Raw genomic sequence first — 20718 nt, 5'->3', positions numbered from 1 at the left:
GTCACGGCCTCCGCTCGTACGACTTCTTCGGTAGTCGATACGCAAGATCGCCAGCGGTCTCGATCGCCTCGTCGAGTGAGAGCCGATGCTCGGCGACGAGACGGGCAAGGTACCCGGCATCGATACGGCGGGCAAGATCGTGCCGCCCGGGGATCGACGTGAAGGCCCTGGTGTCGTCGACGAAACCACTGGTGTTGTAGAAACCGGCCGTCTCAGTGGTCAGCTCACGGAAGCGGCGCATCCCATCGGGCGAGTCCAGGAACCACCACGGCGCCCCCAACCGCACAGACGGGTAGGCGCCGGCAAGCGGTGCGAGTTCGCGGGAGTAGGTTGTCTCGTCAATGGTGAACAGGATGAGCCGGAAGCGTGGGTCCATCCCGAAGGCATCCAAGAGCGGCTTGAGTGACTGGGTGTACTCGATGGAGAACGGGATGTCGAACCCATTGTCGCCCCCGTAACGTCCGGCGATCGGCGTTGAATGACTGCGATGCACGCCGGGATGAACCTGCATCACAAGCCCATCTTCCACACTCATCCGGCCGCTCTCGAAGAGCAGCCCCGCCGCGAATGCTTCCGCTTCTGCTGACGTCGCCTCGCCCCTGAGGGCTGCGAAGAAGATGCGCTCGCCCTCGTCGGCACTGAGTTCGAGGGTCAGCGGAGTGCGAGGCCCATGGTCAGTGGCACGGGCGCCGGCCTCAATGAACGCCGCGCGGCGCTGGCGGATCGCACGCAGGAAACCCGCGTAGTCGCCGACGTCGACGCCGCTGCGCTGGGCCAACTGCTCCACCGATTCGCGCCAGATCGGTGACTCCAGCGCGAAGAGTGCATCTGGGCGGAACGTCGGCACCACGCGCTCGCCCCATCCGTCTTCCGCGAGCGCGCGATGATGCTCGAGGGAAGAGTCGGCAGGGTCGGTCGTGCTGAGCAGTTCGATGTCGAAACGATCGATGAGGGCGCGGATGCGGTGGTCAGGTCGTGCGATCTTCTCCGTGAGCTCATCGAAGATGACATCCGCGGTATCAGCCGAGAACTCCTGCGTGACGCCGAACACCACTCCGAGCGAGTGCTCGATCCAGAACCGCGTTGGCGTCCCTCGAAACAGACGCCAGTTCTCCGCGAAAGTGCGCCAGATCGACCGGGCCGGCGGCACGGCACCGCCCTCCGCAGACGCCACACCGAGGCGGGAGTGCTCGATCCCCTGCGACACGAGCATGCGCACCAGGTAGTGGTCTGGCGTGACCAGTAGCGCCGCCGGGTCAGGGAAGGCTGCGTTCTCGTGGATTGCGGACGCGTCGACGTGTCCGTGCATCGAGACGATCGGCAAAGCCGCCGTGGTCGTATAGATCTCGCGTGCCAGGGGTCGGAGGGTGGAGCCCGCGGGCAGAGCTCGATCCGGATGGAGGCGCCAGTGCGTATTCATGAGGTTCCATTCACTTCTGCGGCGTCAATCAATGTAACACCTGCGATCCTTGTTACATTGCTTAATGCCAGTAATTACCAGGGGACAGCTAAGCACAGAAGGAACTTTTATGAAACGATTGACATGCTCCGCAACCTCGTTGCAGACTGTCTCCACCGACGGTTCCGTCGATGAGATCACCCGAGCACGAGGAGGTGCACCATGGCTGTGACGATCCGTGACATCGCGAGCGCCGCCGGCGTCTCCACTGCCACGGTGTCCCGCGCTCTCTCCGGCAGCGATGCCGTCGCTGCTCGCACCCGCGCTCTGGTCGAGGCGGTCGCACATGAACTGGGCTACCGCCCTCTGCACGGCACGGATGCCGCAGGCACGCCCCGCGCACAGGTCATCGGCCTGATCGTTCCAGACCTCGACAACCCGTTCTTCGCGTCGATGTGCAAGGGCATCCAGAACCGCGCGCGCGCCGCGGGTTTCAGCGTCTTCATCGCGGACAGCGACGAGGATCCGTCACTCGAGGCCGAGCTCGGCCACCAGATGAGCTCGAACGTCGACGGCCTCATCCTCGCCTCCGCCCGCGGCTCCGATGACAGCATCCGCTCGATCGCCGCGGCCGTGCCGGTGGTGCTGCTGAACCGTCGAGTCGAAGGCGTCGCCTCAATCGTCTTCGACAGCACCGGCGGCGCCGACGCGGCCATGCGACACCTCATCGCACTCGGACACCGCTCAATCGCATATGCCGCGGGCCCCGCACACTCCTGGTCGAATCACGAGCGCAGCGCAGCGATCGCCGCTTTCCGCTCCTCGCGCGATGACCTCGAAGTCGTCGAACTCGGAGCATTCCCGCCGTCATTCGTCGGTGGGCGGGAAGCCGCCGACGTTGCCGTCGCATCCGGTGCCACTGCCGTCGTCGCATACAACGACCTGATGGCACTGGGGCTGCTCGAGCGACTGCGTCAGCGCGGTATCTCCGTTCCACAGCAGATGAGTGTCATGGCGTTCGACAACATCCCGGCCTCGAACATGGTCTGGCCGACACTGACCTCGATCGACAACCCTCGGATCGAAATGGGTCGCGCGTGTGTCGACGCTCTTCTCGACGCGATGCTCGACGACTCATCACGAGTCGGCGCCCCCGGCGAGGTTCCCGTGCACCTGGTCGTGCGCGAATCCACCGGTGTGGCGCCGGATCGCGCAGCAAACGAGTCCTCAGCAACCCCCTGAACACGTCCCCGGAATCCACCGGGGACCTATGAAAGGAAGAGCAATGGCAATACGACGGAGTGTCGCCTACGGCGCAGCTCTCGCGACGGCGGCTGCCCTCGCACTCACCGGCTGCACCGCGCCAGGGAGCGCGACGCCAGCCGCCTCCTCCGACACACTCGAAGTTCCCGACAAGCCATCCGCGCCTGTCACACTCAACATCCTCGATGTCGCCGGCAACCAGCAGCTCACCGAGGGCATGATCGACAGTTTCATCGAGGAGTATCCCGATGTGATCTCCGGTGTGACTTGGGAGTCGGCAGGATCCCCCGACTTGGTCGGCACGATCAAGCCTCAGGTAAGCACCGGCAACCTCTCGATCGACCTGGTACTCTCCGGCACCGACGGCCTCTCTGCCGGAATCGCACAGGACCTGTGGATTCCGATCGCAGACGAGTTCGGCGACCGGGTCAGCAACCAGGAGAACTACCTCGAGCCGGCCGCCGCCATGCAGGAGCTCGCCGAGGGTCAGGGCATCGTCGTGACCTACTACCCGTCCGGACCGATCCTGCAGTACAACCCCGACACTGTCAGCGATGTGCCCTCCACTCCGGAAGAACTACTCGAATGGGCCGAGGCCAACCCCGGCAAATTCGGCTACGCACGCCCGGCCAACTCCGGCCCCGGTCGCACGTTCCTGCAGGGCCTGCCATACATGCTCGGCGATTCCGACCCGTCTGACCCCGTCGACGGCTGGGACAAGACGTGGGCGTATCTGAAGGAACTCGGCCAGTACGTCAGCGACTACCCGACCGGCACCGGTCAAGTAGTCAGCAAGGTGGCCGACGGCTCCTGGGACATCGTGCCATCCACGACAGGGTGGGACATCCAGCCACGTGCGACAGCACAGATGCCAGCCACGATCGAGGCAGCGCCGTTCGACGACTTCACCTGGATCACCGACGCACACTATGCGCTGGTGCCGAAGGGCCAGTCCGCCGACAAGCTCTCCGCGATCCTGCTGCTCCTGCAGTACATGCTCACCCCTGAGATCAACGCGATCGCCTACGACAAGGGCTACTTCTACCCCGGCCCTGCCGTCGAGGGCGCGACGCTCGACCTCGCACCTCAGGAAAGCCAAGACCTGTTGGCCGAATTCAGCCGCGACTGGTACGACGATCTCATCGAGTCGAACCCTAAGGCGACGCCCCTCGAGGCGGACGCACTGGTGAAGGCCTTCGACATCTGGGACCGCGAAATCGGTGTCGGAAAGTACGAGGAAAAGTAAACATGCCCCTCTCTCCGCATTCGTTCGAGTCACTCGAACTCGCGCACGTCGGCCGCAGCTTCGGCGGCCGCGCGGCGCTGGCGGATCTCAACCTGACGATCCGGGCAGGCGAGTTCATCGCTCTGCTCGGGCCGTCGGGTTGCGGCAAATCCACCGCTCTGAACTGTCTCGCCGGACTCCTGCCCCTCACCGAGGGCAAGATCCTCATCGACGGCCAACGCGTCGACACCCTGCCCAGCGAAAAGCGCGACTTCGGCATGGTGTTCCAGAACTACGCACTTTTCCCGCACATGTCGGTGTCGAAGAACATCGCCTTCGGCCTGCAGATGCGCAAGCTTCCCCGCGACGAGATTCGCCGCCGTGTCGACGAGGCCCTTGCGCTGGTGAAGCTCCAGGAGCACGCCAAGAAGTTGCCGGGCCAGCTGTCCGGCGGTCAGCAGCAGCGCGTCGCCATCGCTCGCGCCGTCGCTCTCGAGCCGCGGCTCGTGCTGATGGACGAGCCGCTGTCGAATCTCGACGCGAAGCTGCGACTCGAGATGCGCGCCGAGATCCGCCGTCTGCACCAGACCCTCGGACTCACCACCGTCTATGTCACCCACGACCAGGAGGAAGCCCTATCGATGGCCGACCGCCTCGTGGTTCTGCGCGACGGACGCGTGCAGCAGATCGGCACGCCAGAGGAACTCCACGACCACCCGGCGAACTGGCATGTGGCCGACTTCATGGGCTATCGCAATCTGCTCGATCTCACCGTGGATCGTATCGACGGAGAACTAGCGCACGTCAGCGGCCACGGCATCCGGCTCGTGGGTCGCACCGTCGGCACGATCGCCGCAGGCGACCAGGTGCGCGTCGCGATACGTCCGTCCGACCTCTCGCTGGACGGCACACCCGGCGAGGTCAACAGCATCCAGGCCACCATCAACCTCGTCGAGTACCAAGGCCGCGAGTTCGCCTCCGGTCTCACGTCAGCCGAGGGCCTGAATCTGTTCGCGCAGACCGAGCACGCTCCGCGCACCGGCGACCAGGTCACCGTTGGCGTGCGCGCAGCATCTGTTCTCGTCTTCCCCGCAGAGCTGGATGCCTTACCCGGCGATCATGCAGCATCGCGCTCCTCCGAGGTGCTGGTGTGACCACAACCACTCCGCGTGCAGACTCGACCCGTTCAAGCCTGCGACACCGCCTCGCCGAACGTGGCATCGACCTGAAACTGCTGCTTCTGCTGCCCTCGGTGCTGTTCGCTCTGGCACTGTTCATCTACCCCTTTGCGTATGGTCTCGGGCTCACTGTGCAGCCGCTACCGCAGACGCAGGAGCAATGGGGAGGCGGGATCTTTGCGAACTATGTCGCGTTCTTCCGAGACAGCTTCATCTTCGAATCGGTCGGGAACACACTGCGGATCGCGGTGCCCGCTGCACTCTTCAACGTCATCATCTCCATACCGATCGCCTACAAGCTGCGACGCCGGTTCACAGGCAAGCGCACACTGCAGACGCTGCTGGTGCTGCCGATCACGCTCGGCACGGTGCTCACTGCGCAAGGTCTGCTGATCTTTGCCGGTCGACAGGGCTGGTTGAACCGCACACTCCTCGAGCTCGGAATCATTTCAGAGCCACTCGAACTTGTCGGTAACAACCTCGGGGTGTTCTTCTCCCTGGTGATCTCCGGCTTCCCCTTCGCCTATCTGCTGATCTCGTCCTACCTCTCCGGCATCGACCCCTCACTGGAGGCAGCGGCGAAGACGCTGGGAGCCGGGTGGTGGCAGCGGTTCCGTCGCATCATCTTCCCCCTGCTCGCACCGGGGCTTGCGACGACCTTCATCCTGACCTTCGTGCTCGCGTTCAGCGTCTTCCCGTCCGCCCGCCTCGTCGGTGACGCCGCCGGTGAATCCCGGGTGCTGGCACTGATGGCCTACCGAGCATTCGCGGAGCAACTGGACTACAGCATGGCCTCCACGATCGCCGTCATGATGGGTGGTGTGGAACTGGTCGTCGTGGCGATCGTGTTCCTCGGCCGCTCCTTTCTCTACAAAGGATCAACCGGAGGCAAAGGCTGATGACCACCGTTATCGAGGCCACGACCGACCCCGTCACCGAAGCCGTCGACGTCTCCAGCGCCCGCAGGGCGAAGCGTCCCCCAGGGGAGAAGTCGCTGGCCGCGGCCCCCTCGACCTGGTTCGTCTGGGCGGGCATCGCGGCGTTCTTCATCTTCCTGTTCGGAATCGTCCTCAGCGTTCTCGTCGACTCATTCGGCAAGTCCTGGTTCAACTCGTGGCTGCCGGAGATGTTCACCACCGAGTGGTACGCCGCAGCGTGGACACGGTTCGATCTGGGCAACATCATCCTGAATACCCTCGTCGTCGCCCTCACGGTGATCGTGATCTCGGTACTGGTGGGAGTTCCGGCATCGTATGTGCTGGCCCGCAGCAATTTCCCCGGCAAGCGCCTGGTCATGCTGTTGTTCCTGCTACCGATTCTGATCCCGCCGATCACGTTCGGCATTCCGCTGGCGACGGTGATGTACAACTTCGGGTTAGGTCGCACGCTACTCGCGGTGATCCTGGTGAATCTGGTGCCGTCGATCCCGTTCGTAATCATCACGATGACGCCGTTCATCGAGCAGATCAATCCGTCAATCGAGAACGCCGCGCGCATGTGCGGCGCGAGCACACGCCAGATCTTCGTCCGGATTCTCGCCCCGCTGCTCGTGCCAGGCATCCTCGCCTCGGCAATCCTGGTGCTGGTGCGAACGGTCGGTATGTTCGAGCTGACGTTCCTGGTCTCAGGTCCCGCATCCGACACCCTCGTCGTCTCGATCTATCGCGCGATGACAAGTGCCGGCGGTGGTGAGGCGCGTGCGCTGATCTCGTCGATGGGCGTGATGTACACGGTGATGATGCTGGTGATCCTCGTGATTGCCCTCCGCTTCATCAACCCGACACAGTTGGTCGCGCAGGTCAAGGATGCACGGGATGACTGAGGGCACACCTCGACTGACGCCTTCTGCTCTAAGCATCGCCGCACTGCATCACCCGGATCTTGTCGTGGCCGAGCGGCCATCGCAGGTCGGGATCGTGCACCTCGGGCTGGGCGCGTTCCTGCGCTCGCATCAGGCAGTGTTCACCGAGGATGCGGCGGCTGCGACAGGCGACAGGCACTGGGGAATTCTTGGAGTCGCCGGCCGCAGCGACGCCGCCATCAAGCAACTCGCGCCGCAGGATGGGTTGTTCGGTGTGCTGTCGCGGAATGCAGAGGGCGAGTCGTTGCGCATCGTCGGGACGATGCTCGACGTCGCCGATCCGCGGGTCGAAGGCGGGCGCGTGGTCGAGGCGATCGCGGCGGCAAGCACGCACGTGGTCACGCTGACGATCACCGAGAAGGGCTACCACCGAAGCGCCACCGGTGGGCTCAATCTGTCGGCCGCGGCGGTGCAGGCCGACCTGCCTGCCATCGCTGCAGCGATCGACGGGCGGCACGAACCGGCACCGAGCACTCCCCTTGGACTGCTCGTCGCTGGCCTCGCACGGCGCAGCCAAATTGCAACGAGTAATCACAGCGGTCGGCCGCTCACGGTGGTGTGCTGCGACAACCTTCCCGAGAACGGACCGCTCGTGCGGCGGCTCGTGATCGATGCCGTGGACGGTGCGGGCGCTGATGTCGATCAGGCACGCGAGCTGCGCCGCTGGATCGACGCCCACGCACGTTTCCCCTCGACCATGGTCGATCGGATCACGCCGGCCACGACGGAAGCCGACCGGGCACGCGCCGCCGAAGTCTCGGGACTATACGACGAGGGCCTCGTCGTCGCCGAACCTTACCGGCAGTGGATCATCGAAGACGATTTTGCCGGACCCCACCCGCGTTGGGAGCTCGCTGGTGCCGTGTTGACCGACGATGTCAGGCCCTACGAGCGGATCAAACTGAGGGTGCTCAATGCTTCGCACACGCTGCTTGCACTGCTTGGTTCGGTATGTGGTCACACCACGATTGCAGAGGCGGTGAGCGATGTTCGCCTGCGCGAGGCTGCGCTGCGGATGCTGACCGACGATGTCCTGCCGACGCTTGACCCAGTGCCTGGACTCGATCTGCTCGAATACTGCCACGAGACGCTGGACCGTTTCGCGAATCCCGCACTGGCGCATACGACGCGGCAGGTCGCCAGCGACACGTCGCACAAACTGCCGATCCGGTTGCTCGATCCGGCCGCGGAGCGCCTCGCCACTGGGCACATTCCGCACTCGATCGCGCTTGTTGTCGCATCTTGGATCGCCTATATCGACCTCCGGTCGGCAGACGGCAGGCTCGACGATCCGCTCGCCCCGCTGCTCACCGAGATCGTCAGCGGCCGAGTCCACAGTGCGCCGGATGCCGTGATCGACGAACTGTTCGCGCTCGATGCCATCTTCCCGGCGGCGGTGCGAGAGTCATCCGCCTTTCGCGATGCGGTGCGGGAAGCACTCGACACCGTCCACACCCTCACCGCCGTCCGGGTATTCTGACCGGCATCCACCCAGGGAACACCATGATCATCGAACGCGCCGAAGTCATCGTCACGAGCCCCTCCCGAAACTTCGTCACTCTGCGGCTGACGACGGACGAGGGATTGATCGGCCTCGGAGACGCCACCCTGAACGGGCGTGAGCACTCTGTCGTCGCCTATCTGCAGGAGCACGTCGTCCCGCTCCTCATCGGGCGCGACGCGCACCGGATCGAGGACACCTGGCAGTTCCTCTACCGCGGCGCCTACTGGCGGCGGGGTCCGGTGACGATGACCGCGATCTCCGCCGTCGATGTCGCCCTGTGGGATCTGAAGGCTCAGGCCGCGGGGATGCCGCTGTATCAGCTGCTGGGCGGCGCATCGCGTAAGGGCCTGCTCGCATACGGGCACGCCTCGGGCAATGACACCGAAGAGCTCTTCGACAGCATCCGTCACCATCTGGAGCGTGGATTCCGAGCAATCCGCGTGCAGACCGCCGTGCCAGGGGTGCGGGCGGTCTACGGTGTACCGCACGACGTCACGGTCACCGACGGGGTGCGCAGCCAGGAGTACGAACCGGCGTCACGTGGTGCGTATCCGGCGGAAGAGGACTGGGACACCCGCGCGTACCTCCGCCACGTCCCGACAGTGTTCGAGGCGGTCCGGGCAGAGTTCGGCCCCGAGCTGCCGCTGCTGCACGACGGGCATCACCGGATGACACCGATCCAGGCAGCGTCGCTGGGCAAGAGTCTCGAGCCCTACGACCTGTTCTGGCTTGAGGACTGCACTCCCGCCGAGAACCAGGAGGCACTGCGTCTCGTGCGCCAGCACACGACCACGCCACTCGCGATCGGAGAGGTATTCAACGGTGTCTGGGACTACCAGGAGTTGATCCGCGAACAGTTGATCGACTACGTGCGCAGCTCGGTCACGCACACCGGAGGCATCACACATCTGCGGCGCATTCTCGACTTCGCCGCCCAGTACCAGATCAAGTCAGGGATGCACGGGCCGACCGACATCTCCCCCGTAGGCATGGCCGCCGCGATGCACCTCGGCCTTGCGATCCACAACTTCGGCATCCAGGAATTCATGCCGCACAGCGCCAAGACGAACAGCGTCTTCGCACAGTCCTTCACGTGGAAGGACGGCCTCCTGCACCCGGGTGAGCAGCCAGGACTCGGCGTCACGCTGGATGTGGACGAGGCCGGAAAGTACCCATACGAGCAGGCGTACCTGCCGTTCAACAGGCTTGCCGACGGGACAGTTCACGACTGGTGACGGAATAATCAGTCGCGCCGCGTCGTTGCGCACAAGCATGACAGTGATCGATGCGGCGTCGCTAGAGAGGGTGCTCTCGTCTGTGGACGTGCGCCTCGGCGTTGCGCGGCGAGTCACTCTGGAGGCCGGCGCCACTGCCCCTCTCACAGCTGGCTCAGTCTGGCTTGTCTTCGTCGCAGGCGGCTCCGTGCACGGGCACCCTCCGCTCGCGCAGGCGTGCTCGTTCGATGTCGATCGCACAGCTCGTTCGGTCGCGCTCTCGCCGAACGCAGCACAGGACTTACTTGCCGAGGGCGATGCCTTCCTGACCCTCGGACGCCAACCCATCGTTCTGCAGTCCGCGCACGGCGCATCGCTGATGATCGCTGAACTGCAGGTGACCGAGACCGCACACATCCTCCGCGACGTGTTGCCCGAGTTCGTCACCGTCACCGACTTCGCAGGACTCGAACCCGCGGCTGCCGCCCTGGCCCGCAACCTGGGTCCGGCCGGGCCGGACGATCACGCGCTGCGTTCGGGCAACCCGGTCATCTGCCGCATGATGGCGACGACAGTGCTGCTGTCGGTCATCCGCGCCTGGGCCGAGAATGGCTGCGCGCCCGCCGGCTGGCCGTCCCGCTCAGGTGATCCTTTCCTGGATCGAGTCGTCGAGGCCATCCACGAACAGCCCGGCCGGGAATGGACTGTGGCGGCACTCGCGAATGTCAGTGCGATGTCGCGTTCAGTGTTCGCCGAGCGATTCCACGAGGCCATCGGTCGCTCGCCCGCCAACTACGTCACTGAGGTGCGCATGCGGTCAGCCAAAGAGTTGCTGACCGCTGGTCGCGCCGTCTCGGACGTTTCCCGTCTGCTGGGTTACACCTCGGACGAGGGCTTCAGTCGGGCGTTCCGCCGCGCGACCGGAATGACTCCATCGTCGTGGCGCGCGGGCCAGCTGGCCCCCGTTCCCGCCTAGCGGGGTTCATAACTTCGCAAAGACACCGCAGAATCCGGGGCTGAGTGCCAAGAACCTCGCAGAACGCACGTTCTCTGCGAAGTTGTGAACGCCGAAGCGCTGTGCGCCTCAGCGACGCACCCGATTCGACGCCCCGAACAGCGCCGCGCCGACGAGGAGTGCAGCGGCACCCAGCACGTAGACGAGTTCGATCCCGACGTTGTCGACGAGGAGACCGCCGACCCCCGCCGCGATCATGATCGCGGCCTGGAATCCAACGACAACCAGGCTGCCGCCCGCCTCGAGCCGGTCGGGCATTCGGTGACCGACCCAGGTGTTCACGACGATCAGCCACGAGGCGAAGAAGAATCCCCAGACGAAGACGACAACGCCGATCGCGAGCACGGAACCAGCCAGCAGGATGGCCCCTCCGACCGCCACCGCGATGACCACCGGTGCCAGCACCGCGAAGAACGCGAAGGAGCGATCGACGATGAGACCGATGACGATGTTGCCGATCAGACCGCCGACGCCGAAGACCGCGAGCAGCAGCACAATTGTTCCGGCATCGATGTCCGGCATCCGCTCCAGTGCAAGACGGATATAGGTGTAGGCGAGGAAGTGTCCAAGCACGACCGACATATGCCCGACCAGTCCCAGCCCGACACCCGGGCGGCGGAACGTATCGACCAGGATTCGGATGCTGGAGACCTGCGCTGCGGGCACCGCCGGCAGCAGCGTGCGCAGCGCGATCGCGAGCAGGCCGGTGACGACTCCGGCGAGCGCGAACACCGCACGCCAGTCCATGATCTCGGCGAGCATGACACCGAGCGGAACGCCTGCCACTGTGGCGAGCGACACCCCTGCGGAAGTGAACATCACCGCGCGTCCGAGGCGCTCGGGGCCGGCGATGCGCACGGCTACGGTGATCGACATCGCCCAGAAGGTGCTGATGGCCGCGCCGAGCAGGAACCGTGCGAGAAGGATGATGACCAGGTTCGGCGCGATCGCGACGATGAGGTTCGAGACGGCAGCGGCAAGAGCCATCCAAATCAACAACGACCGACGATCAACCCGGGGGAAGACGAGCCCGACGGTCGGCGCCACGATCAGCCCGACCAGTGCCGTGACGGTGACGGTCTGCCCTGCCTGCCCTGGTGTGATGCCGAGGCCGACGGCCATCTCTGTCAGCAGGCCATTCGGCAGGAATTCCGCGGTGACAAGCAGGAACCCCATCATCATCAAGACGATGAGGGCGCCGTAGCGAATCCGCTCGGTGGCGGCAGCGACGGGGACGGGCGCGGTTGTTGTCATGCTTCTACGATCGCAGGCAGACGGATGCCTCGCCCGATCAGTCGTCCGCCGCATCCGACCGTTCGTCCGGAGCACGCGGCGCACCAGATATCGTCGAGTGTCGCCCATTCTCTCTCGAAGGCTCCCACTCATGACCAAAGCGAAATCAGCTGCACCGCGCCCCGAAGACGAAAAACTCGGCATCGCTCCGAGTTTCGCCTATGGACTCCAGCATGTGCTGACGATGTACGGCGGCATCATCGCTCCTCCCCTGGTGATGGGTCAGGCCGGTGGGCTTTCGCAGCCCGAGATCGGGGTGCTGGTCGCGTGCGCGCTGTTCGTCGGCGGACTCGCCACCATCCTGCAGACTCTGGGGCTGCCATTCTTCGGGTCCAAGCTGCCGCTGGTGCAGGGCGTCTCGTTCTCTGGCATCGCGACAATGATCGCGATCATGACGGAGGGTGGACTGCCTGCCGTCATGGGTGCGGTGATGGTCTCTTCCGTGATCGGGCTGCTGCTCGCACCCGCGTTCGCGATGATCGTTCGCTTCTTCCCTCCGGTCGTCACCGGCACCGTGATCGTCTCGATCGGGCTCTCGCTCCTGCCGGTCGCTGCAGGTTGGGCAATGGGCGGCGATGCCACTGCCGACGACTACGGCTCGGTCGCCAACCTCGGCCTTGCTGCCTTCGCACTTCTGCTGATCGTGCTGCTGACGAAGTTCGGCACGCCGACGATCTCCCGCCTCAGCATCCTCATCGCGCTCGTTCTAGGCACGGTGTTCGCCGCAATCATCGGCGTAGCGGACTTCTCCTCGGTCGCCGAGGGCCCAATCGTCGCACTTCCCACACCCTTCGCCTTCGGGATGCCGACCTTCAACGTCGCCGCGATCCTCTCGATGTTGATCGTGGTGCTGGTCACGTTCACTGAGACCACCGCCGATCTGCTGGCTGTCAGCGAGGTCGTCGGCACCAAGGTCGACTCCAAGCGCATCGCTGCGGGCCTTCGGGCAGACATGCTCTCCAGCGCCGTGTCTCCGATCTTCAACTCCTTCACCCAGAGCGCCTTCGCTCAGAACGTCGGACTCGTCGCCATCACCAAGGTCAAGAGCCGATACGTCGTCGCCGCTGGTGGCGTGATCCTTGTCGTGCTCGGCATCCTGCCCGTCCTCGGACGCGTGGTCGCCGCCATCCCCACGCCGGTACTCGGCGGTGTCGGCATCGTACTGTTCGGCTCCGTCGCAGCCAGCGGCATCGCGACGCTGGCCAAGGTCGACTACCGCGACAGCCTGAACCTCATCATCATCGCGGTCGCGCTCGGCTTCGGACTGCTGCCGCTGGTGGTCCCGACGGTATACGCGGCGTTCCCGGCATGGTTCTCTGTCATCTTCCAATCGTCGATCAGCTCGACGACGATGATGGCGCTGCTGCTGAACATCTTCTTCCACCACGTCCTGAAGCGACGGCGAGCCGTCGACGAAGAAGCGATCTCGGTGCCCGCGTTCCGGGACATCCCGCAAGAACTCCTTGCCATTCTGAGAGAGGGCGACCACTACAGCGCTGGCCGTCTGAAGGATGCCGACGACAACGAGATCCCAGTCCGCTGAAACCCTCCGTCCCCGTCTTGGCACCGAGAATGCGTGCGCGCTGGGCGAGGAATGGGTATTGTGAAGTGGTCCGGGAATGCCCCGGAAGGAATTCGAGCGAAGGGAGCTGTGACATGAACGTTGTCTCTGTCGCGCCGCCTGCCGCCGACCACCTTCCCCTCGAGGCCTCCCGCTCCTGATCCGCGTGTGGCCTCCCCTTCCGGAGCAACCACCGTGACTGATCCTTTTGCGTCTTCACACGCATCCCTGTCCTTTCCTGATTCCCTGTCCTTCTCTGAATCTCTGTCCTTCTCCGAAATCGAACCTGGCGAAGACCAGCGCTGGTCCACGTGGCCAGCCATCACTCCGTCCGAGCGCGGCCCCGAGCCGTGGCCGACATGGGTCGTGACGTCTGCCGGCGCGATCGACACCGAACTCGGCATCCTCAAGACCGGTAAAGAAGCAGACGTCTTCCTTATCGAACGCGCCGTCCCCGAGGATCCAAGTCGACGCACCTTGCTGGCTGCGAAGCGGTACCGCAGCACCGAGCACCGCACATTCCATCGCTCCACCGTGTACACCGAGGGACGACGCGTGCAGAATTCGCGCGACGGCCGGGCTCTCGCGAAGAAGACGGCGTTCGGTCGCGAAGTGGCAGCTGCCGAATGGTCGTTCGCCGAGTTCAACGCCCTCAGCCGGATGTGGGAGCTCGGAGCACCGGTGCCCTATCCCGTGCAGGTGAACGGATCGGAGGTGCTGATGGAGTTCATCGGGACGGATGCCACGGCCGCTCCCCGACTTGCCCAGGAACGCGGCGACCGCCGCCTGCTTGCGGACTACTACGCGCAGATCGTCCAAATCATGCGCGTCTTCGCCCGTGCAGGTTTCGCCCACGGCGACCTGTCTGCCTATAACCTGCTCGTGCACGACGGCCAGGTGCGCGTGATCGATCTGCCGCAGATCGTCGACATCATCGCGAACCCGCAGGGGCTCGATTTACTGCACCGCGATTGCGTCAACATCTGCGACTGGTTCGCCCGACACCGGGTGGAGTGCGACGCCGAGGAACTCTTCGCTGAGCTGATGGCGGAATCGTTCGGGTGATGATGACGTGTTCGCCACCTGCGACCTCGTCCATGAGCGCAGCGGCGCGCCGTTACCGGGTGTTCACAAGTCTTGGCCAGACTTCGAAGCATGAGCGCACCCGACAAGCCCGACTCGACACCGCCACAGCCGTCGGCGATCGCAAACAGCGGCGCCGTCGGCGTGATCGGTCTGGACCTGCGCGGCGAGACCCCGGCGCCGAAGAAGCAGATCTACTCGTGGGCGCTGTGGGACTGGGCGACGCAACCCTTCAACACGGTCATCCTGACGTTCATCTTCGCAGCGATGTACCTGACGACCGATGCGTTCATGCCGCCGGAGATCGCAGCACTCGATCCAGACGGTGCGGTGTACAAGGCGGCCGAGGCCGACCTCGCATCCGGCCTGGGGCTCGGTTCTACGATCGCGGCATTCGCGATCCTGCTGTTCGCTCCCGTGCTCGGGCAGCGTGCGGATGCGGCCGGACGCCAGAAGCTCTGGCTCGGAATCGGCACCGGCGCTCTCATCCTGTGCATGTTCGGTCTGTGGTTCGTTGAGCCGACACCAGCGCTGTTCTGGCTCGGTGTCGCATTGATCTCAGCCGGATCGGTGTTCGGCGAGATCGCAGCGGTGAACTCGAACGCCATGCTGATCGGCATCGCGAACCCCAAGACTGTCGGAAAGATCTCCGGCCTCGGCTGGGGCTTCGGCTACATCGGCGGCATCATCGCCCTCGTCATCGTCGTCGTCTTCTACGCGTCGGGCTGGTTCGGCCTGCCCACCGAGGACGGGCTGCCCTTCCGCCTGATCGCGGTCGGATGCGCGATCTGGGCGATCATCTTCAGCATCCCGATCTTCCTCAACGTGCCAGAGCCCTCGCTCGGCCGTCCCGAGCGCAAGGTCGGCTTCTTCCGTTCCTATGTACTGCTCACCAAGGACGTCATCCAGCTCTACCGGTCCCCCGAAACCCGCCCGACCTTCTGGTTCCTGCTGGCGAGCGCCGTGTTCCGTGACGGGCTCGGCGGTGTCTTCGCATTCGGCGCGATCATCGCCGCTCAGGTGTTCGACTTCGAGTTCCTCGAGATCGTGGTCTTCGGCATTGCCGCCAACCTCATCGCCGGCATCTCGACTATCATCGCCGGCAACCTCGACGACCGTTTCGGGCCAAAGCGGATCATCCTGGTCGCGCTCGGCGCGATGGTGATCGCAGGTCTCGCCGTGTTCTTCCTGGCGGATGCCGGATCCATCGTGTTCTGGGTCGGCGGCCTGCTGCTGTGCGCGTTCGTGGGCCCCGCCCAGGCGGCATCCCGGTCATTCCTCGCACGCGTGACTCCGGCCGGACGCGAGGGCGAGATCTTCGGTCTCTACGCCACGACCGGACGCGCAGCGAGCTGGATGGCATCCGGTGCGTGGACGCTACTCATCGTACTCACCGGGTCAACCACGTTCGGCATCCTCGGCATCATGATCGTATTGCTCGCCGGATTTCTGCTGCTGCTTCCCATCAAGGCGACGCCGGTGCGCTGAGCCGCGTCACACTACTTGTGGGTGGGACGGCTCGCATCCGCACGTTATGTGAGACGACGCCACGGTCGGATGCGGAAACCGCTCAGCTCTCCCAGTTGTCGGCGAGCTTCGACAGTAGACGCGCGAGCTCGCGGCTCTCGTCCTCGGTGAATGATTCGAGCGCACGCGACAACACCTGCCGTCGCTCACCACGCATACCGCGCGTGATCTTGCGTCCTTCATCAGTAAGCGCGATGCGCGTGCGGCGCGCGTCATCGGGGTCGGCCTCACGCTGCACGAGTCCGCGCTGAACGCCCTGTTGCACCAGGCGCGACGCACGAGGCTGATCAACGCCGACTGCCTCGCCGAGCGCACTGACGCTGAGCGGTTCGGATGCCGCGGCGAGAGCCTCCAACATCCGCATCCAGGCCGGTCCGCCCAGGCGTCCGCCTGGCCCGCCCGCCCACGGTGGGGGGACAATCCCGCGAGTGCCACGCGGATGCTCGCCGTGCCCTGCGCCATGACCATGAAGGTCGCCGATGAGGTCGCTGCGCGTCCCGTGCGGTCCGCCGTGGCCGCGGCCGTGCATCCGCCGCCCACGCAGGCGCGACAAGGCTTGTGCGATCATCTCGGCCGGATCGGGATTCTCAGTGCTCACACGTTTGATTTTACATGCGACTTGACATGCATCCAGATTGCATGTCACACTACATATACATGTACAGTTACAACCAAAGGACTTTCTCCATGAACTCCATCAACACTGATGAGAACGACCACACTGAAAACAACCGCCCGTTCGGATTCTGGCTCAAGGCCGTCGATCGCCTGATGGCGGCCGAGTTCGCCTCCGCCTTCGACGCAGAGGGCATCACGCGCCGCGAGTGGCGCCTCCTGAACGTCATCGACGGCACCGTTCCGAACGGCCACGCGAAGAGTGACCTGTCGTTGCCACCTCGCAAGGTGCCCGCCCACAAACTGGGCCGTCTGATTGAGCTCGGCTGGGTGACGGATGCCGATGGCACCTGGAGCCTCACCGACGAAGGCCGCGCGGCCAAAGAACGTCTCAGCACTATCGTCGAAGGCATCCGCGCGAAGATCACCGATGCGGTTCCCGCTGACAACCTCGCCACCACCATCTCCACGCTCGAGCAGCTCGCCCGCGCGTTCGGATGGGACGAATCCACGCCGCTCCCCCGTGGAGGCGGAGCGCGGCACGGACGTCGCGGCGATTTCGGGCACCACGGCTTCGGAGACCACCACTTCGGAGGCCACGGCTTCGGCCGAGGACGCGGCCACGGATTCGGACCGCGCCACTTCGACCACGAGGGCAACGAGGGCAACGAAGGCCACGAAGGCCACGAAGGCCACGAAGGCCACGGCTCAGACGAGTCCGGCGGACACGAAGGATGCCAGCACAGCGAACACCCGTTCGCGCACGGCGCCGATCACGGCCACCGTGGCGGCCCGCACGGAGAACGAGGGCACGGACACCGAGGTCACACAGGACGCGGTCGCGCCCACCTCGCGCGCTTCGCGCAGGGCTCATACGAGCGCGGCTTCGACGCCGGATTCACCCGCGGTCGCGACGCGCAGTGACCACCAAATGCCGGCCCCAAACGGGGCCGGTCTCATCAATGGCGGATGCTTCGGCATCCGCCATTGTCATGCGTCGAGCGCGATACGCACGTCCGATGGGGCGCCAGCCGCGAGAAGTCGTTCGGTCATTCCCGCGGCAGCGAGAGCATACGGTCGCTCATCACGCATGAGCAATGAGCGCGAGTTGGATTCCTCGTACAACGCGATCAGGTGGAAGGCAAGCAGCTCGGCGCCGGCCTCATCGACCGTCAACTCTCCCGCTTCGACGGCGAATCCGATCTGCGCCGCGATGTAGGCATACCAATCAGCAGTGGCGGCGCGGACGGCATCGCTCACTGCCCCCGGCTTGGAGTCGACGTCGGCAGCGGTCGCGGCGAAGAAGCAACCTCCGGGAAACACTCGATCGCGCGAGTAGATCAGCGCACCTCGCAACAGTGCCGCGAGCCGTCGCAGGCCGCGCGGTTCGGTGCGCGCCGGAACGATAATCCGGTCGACGAAGATCTCCCTCGCCGCGGCGATCGTGGCGAGCTGAAGGCCCTCCTTGCCACCGAACAGCGTGGCGATGCTGCTCTTGCTGTGACCGGAGGAACCAGCCAAACGTCCGATCGTCAGTCCATCGAGACCATCAACGGAGGCGAGATCGGTCGCGCTTGACAGAACGATACGCCTGGATGCGTCACCGCGCACCCGCCGGCCGTCTTGAACAAGTTTCTCCGCCACACCCCTAGTGTACGCACGATCGTTCGTATACTCTACGAACGATCGTACGTATTCATTGTTCACAGGAATTGAGGAACCATGTCCGCTCCTGCCACGGCGCTACGTCGCAGCATCCGCATCACCTCAGCAATCTCGCCGGCGATCGCCGCCCGCCTCGCGCTTTGGGCCTTCTTCCGTCCCGGCGCGAAACGCGCGGTGCACGCAAGGGACGCGGCAACTGACCTCGCCGGGCACCGCGAGTATCTGACGGTGCACGGCCAGAGCATCGCCACGTATCGCTGGGGCGCGGGTGATCGCACCGTGCTGCTACTGCATGGCTGGCAGGGACGTGCATCGCAACTCGCCCCGATCGCACGCGAACTGGTCGCCGCCGGGTGGCAGGTCGTGTCCTTTGACGCGCCAGCGCACGGTGCCTCGGAAGGGCGGCGAGCCGACATCATCGACTGGCTCGATGCGAGCGCTCAGCTGGCACGCCGATACGGCGGATTCGATGCGATCGTCGGGCACTGCTTCGGCGGGCTCGCGGCCCTCGCCATTGCACGAGATGACGTGGCGATCCCGTCAGTCGCGGTCATCGCCGGCGCGGCAAGCCCCGCAGCCTTCCTCGGGGAGTTCAGCGCGATTCTCCGTCTCGACGACGCGACCCGGACGCGATTCGAACGACTCTTCTACGCGAGGTTGGGCGAGACGACAGCGATCGAACGCTACGACGCCGTCGCGCGACCACTTCCCCCGTCCACGGAGCTGCTAGTCGTCCACGATCGGGAAGACAAGCGGATGCCGGATACCGATTCGCTGCGGCTGCACTCCGCACACGCGGGGCGCTCGCGGCTCATCCGCACGACCGGGCTTGGGCACACCAGGCTGCTATCGGACGATCACGTACTCGATGCGGTGAGCGCACTCGTGACCGGCGAACCGAACTCTTTTGAAGTGCCGGCTGCACGCGCTCAGATCAGCAGTGCGAGACAGCACTGATTCACGATCTTGCGACCGTGGGCCCTTCGGTGGCGAGGCCCACCGACTGCGAGGTGACCGAGACGATCGTCGCCGGATCCGCGCCCGCCCCGCCAGGCAGGCAGAGGCATCCGCCGCGGATGTCAGCCCTGCACCCCAAGGAACGCCATGAGGCCGATGGCGCCGAAGAACAGCACCGCAAGACCGCCGTAGATCACGATCGTCCAGCCGCGGTAGCTTTGCCCGGCTGTTCCGCCGGCGGCCGGACTGACGTAGTTCCGTGTCGCTTCATCGCGCGCCGTCGCGGCACGTGAAGCGGCCGCGCGTGACTCGGCTTTCTGCGCAGCGGTCGGCGGCACAAGCTCCTGCTTGTGGGCGGATGCCGAGGTCCAGGTGTCGTCGGGCGCCCAAGTGCTGCGCTTGCGGAGCGCGGGAGCGTCCGCTGTGTCAGCTCCGGCGCTCTCGGACGGCGCCGGCGGAATGACCGGCGCGGCACTGGGAAGGGGCGGGGTCACTCTGAACGTAGGCGGCGGCGGCACCTCGAATCCGTCGATGGCCGCTGCTGCGTCCGGGACGTCGACCGTCTCCGGCGCGGGGACGTCGAATGGCTCCACTCCCGGTGCTGGGGGCGAGGCAGGCGCGGCAGACGTGCCGGCGGGCTCCTCGGTGGTGGCATCCTCGCCGGGACCTTGCGGATTCTCCGTGTTTTCGATGCTCACGCTCTTGATACTACGTGTGCGCCCCGCTCGCGGCGCCTGGCTGACGCCTGGCGCTCAGGCCCCGAGTGATCCGATGTCGGTCGTGCCTACATTCGTGCGGTGGAAGTTCTGGAATGAACGCGATGCCGTGGGGCCTCGCTGGCCCTGATAGCGGTTGCCGTAGGGCCCGGAGCCGTAGGGGTTCTCGGTGGGCGAGGAGAGACGGAAGAAGCAGAGCTGGCCGATCTTCATGCCTGGCCACAGCTTGATCGGCAGCGTCGCGACGTTCGCCAGCTCAAGGGTGACGTGACCGGTGAAACCGGGGTCGATGAAGCCCGCCGTGGAGTGAGTGATGAGGCCGAGACGCCCGAGCGACGACTTGCCCTCCAGCCGCGCGGCGATGTCGTCGGAGAGACTGACCTGCTCGAAGGTGGCACCCAGTGCGAACTCGCCGGGGTGCAGAATGAACGGCTCGTCCGGCTTGACCTCGATCAGCCTGGTCAGCTCCGGTTGCTCCTCGGCTGGGTCGATGAAGGGGTACTTGTGGTTGTCGAACAGGCGGAAGTACCTGTCGAGGCGCACGTCGATGCTCGACGGCTGGATCATCTCCGGTTCGTGCGGAGACAGGCCGATCCGGCCGGCGGCGAGTTCTGCTTTGATGTCGCGGTCGCTGAGAAGCAC

The 20718-nt window shown here is 65.1% G+C and carries 19 protein-coding genes; 13 read left to right on the top strand and 6 right to left on the bottom strand.

Annotation, left to right across the window (positions count from 1 at the left end; translation table 11 throughout):
- Window position 1: 1 nt before the first annotated feature.
- The gene (gene uxaC / locus AC1C2O_RS14370; protein WP_495431119.1) at window positions 2–1420 is read right to left on the bottom strand and encodes a glucuronate isomerase; all 1419 of its coding nucleotides are present in this window, start codon (window positions 1418–1420) and stop codon (window positions 2–4) included.
- A 201-nt stretch (window positions 1421–1621) separates the two neighbouring features.
- Between uxaC and AC1C2O_RS14365 the strand changes: the two genes are divergently transcribed.
- The 8 genes from AC1C2O_RS14365 to AC1C2O_RS14330 are packed head-to-tail and all read left to right on the top strand — an operon-like array spanning window position 1622 to window position 10620.
- A complete protein-coding gene (locus AC1C2O_RS14365; protein WP_495431118.1) occupies window positions 1622–2641 on the top strand; it encodes a LacI family DNA-binding transcriptional regulator in 1020 nt (339 codons plus the stop codon).
- Between the two features lie 43 nt (window positions 2642–2684).
- On the top strand, window positions 2685–3908 hold the full coding sequence (locus AC1C2O_RS14360) for an extracellular solute-binding protein (RefSeq protein ID WP_495431117.1): 1224 nt from the start codon (window positions 2685–2687) through the stop codon (window positions 3906–3908).
- Between the two features lie 2 nt (window positions 3909–3910).
- Window positions 3911–5041, top strand: a complete 1131-nt coding sequence (locus tag AC1C2O_RS14355; protein ID WP_495431116.1) for an ABC transporter ATP-binding protein — start codon at window positions 3911–3913, stop codon at window positions 5039–5041.
- Complete coding sequence (locus AC1C2O_RS14350) at window positions 5038–5964, top strand: ABC transporter permease (RefSeq protein ID WP_495431115.1); 927 nt, start codon at window positions 5038–5040, stop codon at window positions 5962–5964. Before AC1C2O_RS14355 ends, AC1C2O_RS14350 begins: the two co-directional genes overlap by 4 nt.
- Complete coding sequence (locus AC1C2O_RS14345; RefSeq protein ID WP_495431114.1) at window positions 5964–6887, top strand: ABC transporter permease; 924 nt, start codon at window positions 5964–5966, stop codon at window positions 6885–6887. Before AC1C2O_RS14350 ends, AC1C2O_RS14345 begins: the two co-directional genes overlap by 1 nt.
- Entirely contained in the window at window positions 6880–8406 is a 1527-nt protein-coding gene (locus AC1C2O_RS14340) for a mannitol dehydrogenase family protein (RefSeq protein ID WP_495431113.1), read from the top strand. The genes AC1C2O_RS14345 and AC1C2O_RS14340 overlap by 8 nt, the downstream gene beginning before the upstream one ends.
- A 23-nt stretch (window positions 8407–8429) precedes the next feature.
- A complete protein-coding gene (gene manD, locus AC1C2O_RS14335) occupies window positions 8430–9665 on the top strand; it encodes a D-mannonate dehydratase ManD (RefSeq protein ID WP_495431112.1) in 1236 nt (411 codons plus the stop codon).
- 37 nt (window positions 9666–9702) lie between these two features.
- Window positions 9703–10620, top strand: a complete 918-nt coding sequence (locus tag AC1C2O_RS14330) for a helix-turn-helix transcriptional regulator (protein WP_495431111.1) — start codon at window positions 9703–9705, stop codon at window positions 10618–10620.
- A gap of 108 nt (window positions 10621–10728) precedes the next feature.
- Here the strand turns inward: AC1C2O_RS14330 and AC1C2O_RS14325 are convergent, their stop codons facing one another.
- Complete coding sequence (locus AC1C2O_RS14325; protein ID WP_495431110.1) at window positions 10729–11913, bottom strand: MFS transporter; 1185 nt, start codon at window positions 11911–11913, stop codon at window positions 10729–10731.
- 130 nt (window positions 11914–12043) lie between these two features.
- Between AC1C2O_RS14325 and AC1C2O_RS14320 the strand changes: the two genes are divergently transcribed.
- The 3 genes from AC1C2O_RS14320 to AC1C2O_RS14310 all read left to right on the top strand — a co-directional run bounded on the left by AC1C2O_RS14320 (window position 12044) and on the right by AC1C2O_RS14310 (window position 16084).
- Window positions 12044–13495 (top strand): nucleobase:cation symporter-2 family protein, encoded by a 1452-nt coding sequence (locus AC1C2O_RS14320; protein WP_495431109.1) that lies wholly within the window; start codon window positions 12044–12046, stop codon window positions 13493–13495.
- Window positions 13496–13708: 213 nt separating this feature from the next.
- A complete protein-coding gene (locus AC1C2O_RS14315; RefSeq protein WP_495431108.1) occupies window positions 13709–14578 on the top strand; it encodes a serine protein kinase RIO in 870 nt (289 codons plus the stop codon).
- A 90-nt stretch (window positions 14579–14668) separates the two neighbouring features.
- Window positions 14669–16084 carry an MFS transporter gene (locus tag AC1C2O_RS14310; RefSeq protein ID WP_495431107.1) on the top strand — a complete coding sequence of 472 codons (1416 nt, stop codon included), beginning with the start codon at window positions 14669–14671 and terminating at the stop codon, window positions 16082–16084.
- 82 nt (window positions 16085–16166) lie between these two features.
- Here the strand turns inward: AC1C2O_RS14310 and AC1C2O_RS14305 are convergent, their stop codons facing one another.
- Window positions 16167–16721 carry a MarR family winged helix-turn-helix transcriptional regulator gene (locus tag AC1C2O_RS14305; protein ID WP_495431106.1) on the bottom strand — a complete coding sequence of 185 codons (555 nt, stop codon included), beginning with the start codon at window positions 16719–16721 and terminating at the stop codon, window positions 16167–16169.
- An 89-nt stretch (window positions 16722–16810) separates the two neighbouring features.
- Here AC1C2O_RS14305 and AC1C2O_RS14300 point away from each other — a divergent pair, with 89 nt between their 5' ends.
- Window positions 16811–17662, top strand: coding sequence for a MarR family winged helix-turn-helix transcriptional regulator (locus tag AC1C2O_RS14300; RefSeq protein WP_495431105.1), 852 nt, complete (start codon window positions 16811–16813; stop codon window positions 17660–17662).
- Between the two features lie 66 nt (window positions 17663–17728).
- Here AC1C2O_RS14300 and AC1C2O_RS14295 read toward each other — a convergent pair whose 3' ends face one another.
- Window positions 17729–18382 carry a TetR/AcrR family transcriptional regulator gene (locus AC1C2O_RS14295; RefSeq protein WP_495431104.1) on the bottom strand — a complete coding sequence of 218 codons (654 nt, stop codon included), beginning with the start codon at window positions 18380–18382 and terminating at the stop codon, window positions 17729–17731.
- 78 nt (window positions 18383–18460) lie between these two features.
- Here AC1C2O_RS14295 and AC1C2O_RS14290 point away from each other — a divergent pair, with 78 nt between their 5' ends.
- Window positions 18461–19360: an alpha/beta hydrolase gene (locus AC1C2O_RS14290; protein ID WP_495431103.1), complete on the top strand. Its 900-nt coding sequence runs from the start codon at window positions 18461–18463 to the stop codon at window positions 19358–19360.
- A 122-nt stretch (window positions 19361–19482) separates the two neighbouring features.
- On the opposite strand, the gene AC1C2O_RS14285 is transcribed toward AC1C2O_RS14290, so the two are convergent.
- Together AC1C2O_RS14285 and dcd are read right to left on the bottom strand one after the other, a co-directional pair.
- The gene (locus tag AC1C2O_RS14285; RefSeq protein ID WP_495431102.1) at window positions 19483–20058 is read right to left on the bottom strand and encodes a hypothetical protein; all 576 of its coding nucleotides are present in this window, start codon (window positions 20056–20058) and stop codon (window positions 19483–19485) included.
- A 54-nt stretch (window positions 20059–20112) separates the two neighbouring features.
- Window positions 20113–20718 (bottom strand): dCTP deaminase, encoded by a 606-nt coding sequence (gene dcd / locus AC1C2O_RS14280; protein ID WP_495431101.1) that lies wholly within the window; start codon window positions 20716–20718, stop codon window positions 20113–20115.

This window comes from Microbacterium sp. Y355, from assembly GCF_059445345.1.
Note: the sequence above shows the minus strand (reverse complement) of the source record. Positions and strands in the feature narration are given on the sequence as shown.